The following is a 10136-nucleotide window of genomic DNA, read 5'->3' as shown; positions in this document are numbered from 1 at the left end:
GGGCGGCCGCCGTCGCGCGCGGCGCGGGCGCGCTCGCCGCGAAAAGACAGCCGCCCCCGCACTTCTCGGCAAGGCTCATACGAGTATGGTAGCGCCCCGGGTCGCTTCGCCGGATAGTTCGTAGAATGAAGCCGACCACGGACACCCACGTCGACCGCCCCGAGCTCGCCGACTACTCGGTCAGGCTCGGGTACCGCCTGCGCGACCTGCGCCGCGAGCGCGGTCTCAGCCAGGAGTCCGTGGCGCAGCGGGCGCACATCGCGCTCTACACCTACCAGAAGTTCGAGAAGGGCGAGTCCAAGCCGGGCACGCCCATGAACCCGACGCTCAACACGCTGCTCTCGCTGGCGTGGGTCTTCGACCTCGACGTGACCGAGCTGCTCGACTTCGACGGGCGCACGTCCGGGGCCGTGCCGGACGGCGAGAGGGACGGTACGGCCCCCTAGCCGCGCGCCGACGCGAGCATCTCGCGCGCGAGGTCGAGGCTCGCGGCGCTGCCGTCGCCCGAGAGCATGCGCGCGACCTCGGCCACGCGCGCCTCTCCCTCGATGAGCTCGAGCGTGGTCTCGGGCTGCTCGTCCCCCGCCTTGCGCACCAGGTAGTGGCGCTCGGCCATGACGGCCACCTGCGCGAGGTGCGTGACCACGATCACCTGGTGCGTGCGCGCCAGGTCCGCGAGCACGCGCGCGAGCGCCACGGCCGTGGCGCCGCCCACGCCGGCGTCCACCTCATCGAAGACGAGCGTCTCGCACTCGTCGGCCTCGCCGAGCGCAACCTTGCACGCCAGCATCACGCGGCTGACCTCGCCGCCGGACGCGATGCGCCTGAGCGGTCGCGCCGTGAGGCCGGCGCCCGGCCGGTACAGGAACTCCACGCGCGAGGGCCCGCGGCGGCCCCACTCCGCGCGCGGCAGGCGCTCCTGCGCGACCTCCAGCTCGGCCGAGCCCATCTCGAGCCGGGCCATCTGCTCGCTCACGGCGGCCGCCAGGCGCGGGGCCGCCTCGGCCCGCGCGGCGTCGAGGGCGTCGGCCGCCTCGGCGAGCGCGGCCTCGCGGCGCCCGAGCTCCTCGACGGCGCGGCGCTCGAGCTCGCCGCCGTCGCTCGCCGCGGCCACGACCTCGCGGGCGCGCTCGCGGCGCTCGAGCACGTCGTCCATCGTGGGGCCGTAGGCGCGGCGCAGCCCCTCAAGGGCCGCCAAGCGCGTCTGCAGCCGCTCCAGCTCCTCGGGGTCGAAGTCCACCTCGTCGGCGTAGTCGCGCAGCTCGGAGGCCACGTCCTCGACGTCTATCAGCGAGCCGCGCAGCGACTCCGCCCAGGTGCCGAGCGCCTCGTCGTAGCCCGCGGCGGCCTCGAGGGCGCGGACGGCCCCCGACAGCGCGTCGAGCGCGCCACCCTCGCCGGCGAGCAGCTCGCGCGCCCCGGCGGCGGCCTCCATCAGGGCCTCTCCGTGCTCCACGCGCGGCAGCTGCGCCTCCAGCTCCTCGAGCTCGCCCGCGCGCGGGTCCACCTCGTCGATGCGGCGCAGCACGAATGCGGCCTCGTCGAGCTTCTCGCCGGCGGCGCGCCCGAGCTCGCGGACGCGTGCCAGCTCGTCGGCGGCCGCGCGGGCGTCGTCGAGCGCGGCGTCGTAGCGCTCCAGGGCCTCGGCGACCGGCGCGCCGGCCCACGCGTCGAGCATGTCCGCGTGCGTGCGCGCGTCGAGCAGCCGCTGGTGCTCGTGCTGGCCGCAGAGGTCCACGGTGGAGCCCACGCGCGCCGCGAGCTCGCGGACGCTCGCCATCCGGCCGTCGATCTCCACGCGGCCGCGCCCGTCGGCGCCCACGCGCCGGCGCACCACGCAGCCGTCCTCGTCCTGCTCGCCGCGCAGGAACAGGCGCCCCTCGACCTCGAGCGACGACGCACCCTCGCGGACCATGCCCGCGTCGGCGCGCTCCCCCACCAATAGCTTGATGGACGAGAGCAGCGCGGTCTTGCCCGCGCCCGTCTCGCCGGTGAGCACGGTAAGGCCCGGCGCCGGCTCGATGGCGGCGTCCCGGATCAGCGCGACGTCGCGCGCCCGCAGCTCGTCGATCATGCGGCCTCCCCGCCCCTCTCGCCGGTCGTCACTTGCCCACCTGCCCGTAGAAGACGCGCGACACCGAGTCGTAGAAGCTCTGCGCCCCCCGGTCGAGAAGGACCAGGTCGCCGGGGCCGCGCCGCACGCAGGCGCGCACGCCCGTGCCGCCCTCGTGGCGGATGGGCTGGCCGTCGGCGAAGAAGTGGCGCATGGCGGGGCGCTCGGGGCTCATCTCGATCTCCACCACGTCGGACGGCGCGGTGAGGAAGGCCCGCGCCATGATCGTGTGCGGGGCGATGGGCACGCAGACCATGCCGCCGAACTCGGGCGTCACGATGGGGCCGCCGGCGGCGAGCGCGTAGCCCGTGGAGCCCGTGGCCGTGGAGACCACGAAGCCGTCGCCGCGCAGACGGTCGATGTGCTTGCCCGAGACCGCGACGTCGAACTCCACCATGTCGCCGGCCCCGCCGCGGCTGAGCGCGAAGTCGTTGAGCGCGAAGGCGTGCGTGAGCTGCGTGGTGCCGTCCTCGAGCTCGAAGGCGCACTCGACGTCGAGCGTGGCGCGGCGTGACACGTGCAGCTCGCCGGCGAGCGCGTCGCGCACGGTCTCGAGCAGGTCGTCGGGCCCCGCGGCGGTGAGGAAGCCCAGGTGCCCGTAGGAGATGCCGAGGACCGGCACGCCCGAGTAGCCCACGATGCGCGCGGCACGCAGCAGCGTGCCGTCGCCGCCGAGCGAGACCACCAGGCAGCAGCCGTCCGCCGACTCCCCCGCGTCGGGGAAGAGCCGCTTGTCGCGCGCCCAGATTGTCTCGACGCCCTCGTCGTCGAGCCACGCCTCGAGGCGGCGGGCGCTCTCGACGGCGTCCGCGCGCGCGTAGTTGGGAACGATCAGGACCTTCACGCGGGCGTCTCCTCCCTCGCCGATGTGCGGGTCTCGAGTGTAGCACCCGCGCCGCAGTACGCGGGCGCGTGGACACGGGACGGACGATGCGGGGTCGCGCTGCCGGCGGATGACCAGACCAGAGCGGTGGCTTGCGCAAAAGCCGCCTTCGTTACACAAAAATGGAGCGTGCTGTGCAAAATCGGTCTTTCTACCACAAGATTCTGGAATCTCTCAAGTAGCCTGTGTTCGTTTTATATTGTTATATTTCGTCTACCTGCGAAAACGTTATGGGCCCCGCGCGCAACCGTCTTCCTGCTACTCGACCGAGGGCCTATTCCCTGTGTAAGGAATGCTGATTTTGCACACCAAGCCCAGAGTTTGTGTAACGAAGGGACTTTTTGCACGCTACTTGACACCTTATGGCGTCCTGACGGCTCAGCCCCTCGACTCGTGGACGCATTAACGTGCAACGAGCAAGGACCTACCGCGACGCCACGCCGCAGAGCAGGTACTCGACGTTGCCCTTGTGGCCGGTGATGGGGCTCTCACAGCTGCCGCGCACGGTGAGGCCGGCGTCCTCGAAGGCCGCACGCACCCGATCCAGAGCCGCCGCGCGCACGGCTGCGTCGCGCACCACGCCGCCCTCGCCCACGTCGTCGCGGGCCGCCTCGAACTGCGGCTTGACCAGCGTGAGGAAGGTCCCGCCCGGGCGCAGCAGCGCGAGCACCGCCGGCAGCACGGTCACGACCGAGGTGAACGAGACGTCGCACACGGCGAGGTCGACCACGTCGGGGCCGAGAAGGGCGGGCACGTCGCAGACGTTGGTGCGCTCGAGCAGGCGCACGCGGGGGTCGCCGCGCAGCTCCCATGAGAACTGCGCGTAGCCCACGTCCACGGCCACGACGCTCGCGGCGCCGCGCTTGAGCAGGCAGTCGGTGAAGCCCCCGGTGGAGCAGCCCACGTCGAGGCACGCCAGCCCGGTCGGGTCCACGCCGAAGGCGTCGAGGCCGCGCTCGAGCTTGAGGCCGCCGCGGCTCACGTAGGCCGCGCGGCCGCGCACGTGCAGGGGGATGCCGGGCCGCACCTGCTCGCCGGGGGCGGTGAGGCGCCGGTCGGTGGTCGAGACGTCGCCGGCCATGACGGCGCGCATCGCCTCGTCGGTGGTTTGGAAGAGTCCCTGGGCGACGAGCTCGGCGTCGAGCCGGCGGCGACGGGGCAAGGCTAGGCCTCGGCGGAGGCGTCGGCAGCTTCGGGCTCCGCCCCGGCGTCCGGGGCAGGCTCAGCGGGCGCGTCGGGGGCGTCGGCCGCGCCGTTCGTCTCGCCCTTCTCGCCGTCCGCGGCGGGCTCGTCGGCGAGCCGCGCCTCCTCCTCAGGCGAGAAGTCCGTGGCGTCGACGAGGCTCACGGCCTTGGAGCCGAGCGCGATGGCCTCGTCAAAGAGGTCGAGCGAGCGCTCGAGCGAGATGTCCTTGTCGCGCACCTGGGCGACGATGTCGTCGAGGCGCTCGGTGATCTCGGGGAAGGTCTGGTAGCGGGAGACGTCGACGCGGGCCATCTACTCGGCCTCCGCGGGCGCCTCGGCAGACTCCTCCGCGGAAGCTGCCTCGGCCTCGGCGGCCGCGGCCTCCTCCGCCCGGCGCTTCTTCTCGGCGCGGCGGCGCGCCTCCTCGCGCGCGGCGGCGACCACGTCCACGCCGGCCTCGACGTCATCGGCCACGCGGCCGAGGATGCCGTTCACGAAGCGCGAGGACTCGTCGGTGCCGTAGGCCTTGGCCAGCTCGACGCACTCGTCGATGGTCACGGCCACGTCGACGTCGTCCACGCGGAGCATCTCGTACAGCGCGAGGCGCAGGATGTTGCGGTCCACGGCGTTGAGGCGCGCGAGCGACCACCCCGTGGAGCGCTGCACGATCACGGCGTCGAGGTCCGGGCGGGCCTCGTCGGCGCCGAGCGCGAGCCGGCGGGCATAGTCGTCGAGGGGGCCGTCGGACAGCGCGTAGTCGCCGTCCAGGACCTCGAGCACCCCGCGCTCGTTGGCCTCGGCCTGGAAGAGCAGCTGGAGTGCCTGGCTACGGGCGAGGGTGCGCCCGACAAAACGTCCGCTCACGTTACTCCTTGGGGAAGACGAGGCTGTCGATGCACACGTCGACGGCGGAGACCTCCACGCCGACCTGCTCGGCCACGGCGCGCGCGACCTCCTCGCGCACGACGGCGGCGAGCTTGGTGAAGGGGTAGCCGTAGAAGACCGCCAAGTGGACGGTCACGTGCAGCTTGTCGTCCTCCACGCTCGACTCGACGGCCTTCTCGGGGGACACGGTGCGGCTCGTGAAGACCGAGATGAGGCTCGAGGCGATGTCATTGCCCCCGACCGACGCCACGCCCTCGACGCGGCGGGCGGCCAGCGAGACGATCGTGGAGACGACGTCCTTAGAGATGCCGATGCCAGAGACAAACAGCTCGCTTTCGGCCATGTTGACCTCCCTCATCCGGGCCCCGAGGCCCGCGTTTGCGCGATGACTACAGTATAGCGGCGCCGCGCGACCTAGACGCGGCCGACGAATTTGCCGCCGTCGCGGGTGTCGACCTTGATCTTCTCGCCCACGTTGAGGTAGAGCGGGACCTGGATGACCGCGCCGGTCTCGATGGTGGCGGGCTTGGATCCGCCCTGGACGGTGTCGCCCTTGAAGCCGGGGTCGGTCTCGGTGATCTCGACCTCGATGAACATCGGGGGCTCGACGCCGAGAAGCTCGGTGTCGGCGTAGAGCAGGCTCGCGTTGTCGTTCTCCTTGAACCACTTGGCGTTGTCGCCGATGAAGTCGGCCGGGATCTCGACCTGCTCGTAGGTCTCGTTGTCCATGAAGTAGTAGGTGCCGCCGTCGTTGTAGAGGTACTGCATCTCCTTGGTGATGAGCTGCACGTTCTCGAACTTGGTGCCGGCGTTGCAGGTCTGGTCGATCACGCGGCCGGTCTTGAGGTCGCGGATCTTGTAGCGGACGAAGGCACCGCCCTTGCCGGGCTTGACGTGCTGGAACTCGACGATCGTGTAGTACTTGTCGTTGATCTTGAGGCCCATGCCGTTCTTGAAGTCTGCGGTGCTGATGGTTGCCATGAAACGCCTTTCTATCGTACGTGCCTACGGCAACCCATTCTAGCACGCGCGTCAAGCGCCCCGCTGCGCGCCGGGGCGCGACGGTTTGGCCCGCCCGCCTCTCAGCCGAACCCACATGCGTCAAGTTGACGCTTGTGAGCAACCGTCCTTCTCGCCAGCCCGAACACATACGTCAACTTGACGGTTGTGTGCGGCCAAGCCGGGCGACGACGCTCCCGGAAGTTACTCAGAAACGTCAACTTGACGCATGTGTGTAGGTGGAGCGTCGGCGGGATTACCCACAAGCGTCGGACTGACGCATGTGCGCCGGCGGGAGGCCGACAGAATCATCCACAAGCGTCAACCTGACGCTTGTGGGTAGAGCCGACGGCAGCGGGGCGGAGCGCCCATGGTGCGGAACGGAATGACCGGCGAGAAGCAAGTGGGGGTCGGCTCCCCTACCCGCGGCGGGTGAGGCGGCGCCAGATGCCCGCGAGGCCAGCGCGAATCACGCCGAAGAACGTGGCCGAGCGCAGGATCTTCTCGCCACCGATGTGGTCGCGGATGGCGCGCAGCGCGGCGCGGTTGTCGCGCGTGGAGAACGAGTAGTTGGCGCCGCCGACGGTGAAGACCACCCAGCGGGCGATCATGCGGCCGCGAAACATCACGCTCGCCGCGATGTGGTCGATCTGGTCCCACGGGATCTGGATGTAGTCCTCGACGTTGCGCTCGTTGTAGAACTCCAGCGCGCGGTCCCCGATCATCATGTTGCCGTACTCGGCGAGCCCCATGAACGAGGTTGCCGGGACGGTGAGGTCGACCTTGGTGTTCTGAGACTGGGCCATGGGCGCCGTCTCTCCTTTCGAAGGTGTCGAGAAACGCGGCGGGGCCGCGCCCGCCACGTGCCATTGTGACACGTCCGGCGAACGCGGCCCCGAAAGAAGCCGGGGGCTCTGCCCTAGAGGAGGCCGATGAGGTGGCCGACGATGCCGACCACGAACATGCCGATGATGATGACGATCGGCGAGACCTTCTTCTTGAGCAGCCAGCAGCACAGCAGCGTGACGCCCACGGCGGCGAGGCCCGGGATCAGGCTGTCGAGGTTCTGCTGGAGCGTGGTGACCTTCTCGGCGGTCAGCGACAGGCCGCCGGCCTGGTCGGAGAGCGCCTGCAGGATGGCCGAGCCGACGCCCTGGCTCTGGGCGAGCGCGTCGAGGCTGGCCGGGTCGATGTAGGCACCGGTGTCAAGCGGCACGGTGGAGACGACCGGGGCGAAGGTGATGGACACCCAGCGCTCGACCAGCGAGCCGATGACGAACATGCCGAGGATCGAGGCGCCCTCGGTGATCTTGCCGAGCAGGCCGCCCGAGAGGTCGTTGGTGATCGAGGTGCCCAGCTTGTAGCCGAACTCCTGCGTGTACCACTCGAAGACCATGCGGATGATGTTCCAGACCACGAAGAAGATGATCGGGCCTGCGATGGAGCCGCCCATGGCGAGCGAGGCGCCGAGGGCGCCGAGCAGCGGGCGCACGGTGTACCAGAACACCGGGTCGCCGACGCCGGCCAGCGGGCCCATCATGCCGACCTTGACGCCCTGGATGGCGGCGTCGTCGATCGGGGCGCCGTTGGCGCGGTCCTCCTCGAGGGCGAGGGTGACGCCCATGACGGGGGACGAGACGTACGGGTGCGTGTTGTAGAACTCCATGTGACGCTTGAGCGCCGAGATCTGGTCATCCTTGTCGGTGTAGAGCTTCTTGATGGCCGGGATGATGGAGTAGCACCAACCGCCGTTCTGCATGCGCTCGTAGTTCCAGGAGCCCTGCAGGAACTGGTGACGCCACCAGACCTTGATGCGGTCCTGCTTGGTAAGCGTGATCTTGTCTGCCATGTGTCTCTACCCCCTTTCCTACTCGTAGTCGTCCAGGATGTCGCCGAGCGGGTCGCCCGAGCCGGCGGCGCCGGCACCGGACTTCGCCATCTCCTTGAGGCCCAGGTAGATGAGGGCCAGGCAGATGCCGATGGCGCCCAGGGCGATGAGCGTGAGCTCGGAGATGGCGGCGAGGCAGAAGCCGAGGACGAAGAACGGCCAGACCTCGCGGGTGGCCATCATGTTGATGACCATCGCGTAGCCGACGGCGGCGACCATGCCGCCACCGATGGACATGCCGTCGGTGAGCCAGGCGGGCATGGCGCTCAGGGCGGCCGTCACGGCCTCCTGCGGGATGAAGCACAGGGCCGCGGCCGGGATGGCGATGCGGACGCCCTGCATGCAGATGGCCACGATCTGGAGCGCGTCGATGGTGCCGAAGTTGCCCTTGGCGGCGGCGGCGTCCATGCCGTGGACGATGGGGATGGCCAGCGTACGGACGATCATGGTCAGGAACAGGCCGGCCACGGACAGCGGCACGGCCACGGCGATGGCCGTGGAGATGGCCTCGGCCTGGGCGGTCCCGCCGTTGAGGGCGATGACCATCAGGATGGCCGAGGCGGTGGACGCGAGCGCCGCGTCAGGCGCGACGGCGGCGCCGATGTTGGCCCAGCCGAGGGCCATCATCTGCAGGGTGCCGCCGAGGACGATGCCGGCCTCGAGGTGGCCGCTCACCAGACCGATGAGCGTGCAGGCCACCAGCGGCTGGTGGAACTCGAACTCGTCAAGGATGCCCTCCATGCCGGCGAGGAAGGCAACGATGACAATCAGGATGATTGTGATTACCGACATGTTTCCCTCCTTCTTATGCCTGGGCCGCCAGCTCGGACTCGGCCTTCTTGATCATCGCGTCGTAGTTCTCCGGCGAGTCGGCCGGGACCTTGCGGATGTCGAACTCGACGCCCTCGGAGCGGAGCTTCTGCAGGCAGTCGATGTCGGCCTGGTCGAGCGCGATGGCGTTGGTGGCCACGACCTTGCCCACGGAGTGGGCCATGGAGCCGAGGTTGACGTTCTTGATGTCCACGCCGGCCTCGACGCAGCGCAGGACGTCCTGCGGGGTCTCGAACAGCAGCATGACCTTGGTGGCGCCGAAGCGCGGGTCCTTGGACACCTCGATCATCTTGGAGATCGGGACGACGTTGACCTTGACTCCCGGGGGCGCGGCCTGGACGATCATCGTCTTGCGCAGCTCGTCGTGGGAGACGGAGTCGGAGACGACGATGATGCGGTCCGGGCTGACCGTCTTGGTCCACGTGGTGGCCACCTGGCCGTGGAGCAGACGGGTGTCCACGCGGCAGTGGGCGATCTTGATGTGCCCGTCGCCGAGGACGGTGCCCTCGGGGATGGCGCCGACGGCCGGCGCGGCGGCCGGGGCGGCGGCGGGAGCGGCCTCGGCGGGCGCGAGCTCCTCGGGCTTCACGCAGATGCCGGCCTTGGCCTCGGGGTAGATCTCCTTGGCGACGTCAGCCGCGGTCTCGGCACCCATGCGCGCGCCGTAGGCCGAGATGAGCATCGGCAGGTTGAGACCACCGACGGCCACCCAGTTCTCGTGGCCCTCCTCGCCGAGCAGCAGCGAGACCTGGTTCCAGGGCGTACCGCCCTGGAGGTCGACCAGGAACAGGACCTGATCCTGGTCGTCGAAGCCGGAGACAGCTTCGAGAAGCTTCGCCCTGAGGTCGTCTGGCCCCATCTCGGGCATGAGCGTCACGGCCGCTACGTTCTCCTGCTTGCCGAAGATCATCTGGCCGGACATCAGGATGCCCTCGGAGAACGTGCCATGACTGGCTAGAACAATGCTAACCACCGCTTACCTCCTTTTCGAATTTCGCGGACTCTCCTCCAACGCGCAGGGCCACGGGGGACAAACCTCCACGTTCTCTCCTCCGTCGCTCCACGCGCCGTACACATTTTACTCACTTATGACGAAGTTGTGAAGCGATTAACCGGTTTCTGAGCCTTCAGGCTTCTTAAAGTTCTGGCCGCGAGGGAGGGGCCGTGAGCGCCGCGACCTTCTCGCCGGGCGGGCGGGCACGCGCCGCCGACGCCGCAGCCGCGCGACGCCCCTGCGGCCCACAAATCGGTCAACTGTGGCCTCGTGGGGGTGCGGACGAAAAGTTGGACGCCCGAGGCGTCCGGGACGGAGGTCCGCATGTACCGGGAAGACGACAGGCAGGCCATAGTCG

12 protein-coding genes are annotated in these 10136 nt (G+C 69.7%); 1 reads left to right on the top strand and 11 read right to left on the bottom strand.

The window, feature by feature from the left end; all coding sequences use genetic code 11:
• Positions 1 to 125 precede the first annotated feature (125 nt).
• Entirely contained in the window at positions 126 to 446 is a 321-nt protein-coding gene (locus ACWTSU_RS08375; protein WP_455139652.1) for a helix-turn-helix domain-containing protein, read from the top strand.
• Here the strand turns inward: ACWTSU_RS08375 and recN are convergent.
• From recN to ACWTSU_RS08320, 11 genes are all read right to left on the bottom strand, one after another.
• The gene (gene recN / locus ACWTSU_RS08370) at positions 443 to 2074 is read right to left on the bottom strand and encodes a DNA repair protein RecN (protein WP_455139650.1); all 1632 of its coding nucleotides are present in this window, start codon (positions 2072 to 2074) and stop codon (positions 443 to 445) included. The genes ACWTSU_RS08375 and recN overlap by 4 nt on opposite strands.
• Before the next feature lie 28 nt (positions 2075 to 2102).
• Positions 2103 to 2957, bottom strand: a complete 855-nt coding sequence (locus ACWTSU_RS08365; protein ID WP_455139648.1) for an NAD(+)/NADH kinase — start codon at positions 2955 to 2957, stop codon at positions 2103 to 2105.
• A 463-nt stretch (positions 2958 to 3420) separates the two neighbouring features.
• Positions 3421 to 4158, bottom strand: a complete 738-nt coding sequence (locus ACWTSU_RS08360) for a TlyA family RNA methyltransferase (RefSeq protein ID WP_455139646.1) — start codon at positions 4156 to 4158, stop codon at positions 3421 to 3423.
• A gap of 2 nt (positions 4159 to 4160) precedes the next feature.
• The gene (locus ACWTSU_RS08355) at positions 4161 to 4493 is read right to left on the bottom strand and encodes an exodeoxyribonuclease VII small subunit (RefSeq protein WP_455139644.1); all 333 of its coding nucleotides are present in this window, start codon (positions 4491 to 4493) and stop codon (positions 4161 to 4163) included.
• Entirely contained in the window at positions 4494 to 5045 is a 552-nt protein-coding gene (nusB, locus tag ACWTSU_RS08350) for a transcription antitermination factor NusB (protein WP_455139642.1), read from the bottom strand. It lies immediately after the preceding gene.
• A 1-nt stretch (position 5046) separates the two neighbouring features.
• Positions 5047 to 5409, bottom strand: coding sequence for an Asp23/Gls24 family envelope stress response protein (locus ACWTSU_RS08345; RefSeq protein WP_455139640.1), 363 nt, complete (start codon positions 5407 to 5409; stop codon positions 5047 to 5049).
• A gap of 71 nt (positions 5410 to 5480) precedes the next feature.
• Positions 5481 to 6047, bottom strand: a complete 567-nt coding sequence (gene efp / locus ACWTSU_RS08340; RefSeq protein WP_455136759.1) for an elongation factor P — start codon at positions 6045 to 6047, stop codon at positions 5481 to 5483.
• A 437-nt stretch (positions 6048 to 6484) separates the two neighbouring features.
• The gene (locus ACWTSU_RS08335; RefSeq protein ID WP_455139638.1) at positions 6485 to 6871 is read right to left on the bottom strand and encodes a DUF956 family protein; all 387 of its coding nucleotides are present in this window, start codon (positions 6869 to 6871) and stop codon (positions 6485 to 6487) included.
• 113 nt (positions 6872 to 6984) lie between these two features.
• Positions 6985 to 7914: a PTS system mannose/fructose/sorbose family transporter subunit IID gene (locus ACWTSU_RS08330; protein WP_455139636.1), complete on the bottom strand. Its 930-nt coding sequence runs from the start codon at positions 7912 to 7914 to the stop codon at positions 6985 to 6987.
• An 18-nt stretch (positions 7915 to 7932) separates the two neighbouring features.
• On the bottom strand, positions 7933 to 8745 hold the full coding sequence (locus ACWTSU_RS08325; protein WP_455139634.1) for a PTS mannose/fructose/sorbose transporter subunit IIC: 813 nt from the start codon (positions 8743 to 8745) through the stop codon (positions 7933 to 7935).
• A gap of 13 nt (positions 8746 to 8758) precedes the next feature.
• Positions 8759 to 9757, bottom strand: coding sequence for a PTS sugar transporter subunit IIB (locus ACWTSU_RS08320; RefSeq protein WP_455139632.1), 999 nt, complete (start codon positions 9755 to 9757; stop codon positions 8759 to 8761).
• Positions 9758 to 10136: the final 379 nt, after the last annotated feature.

The organism is Thermophilibacter sp., assembly GCF_966187215.1.
This window is presented reverse-complemented; position numbering and strand designations above follow the sequence as displayed.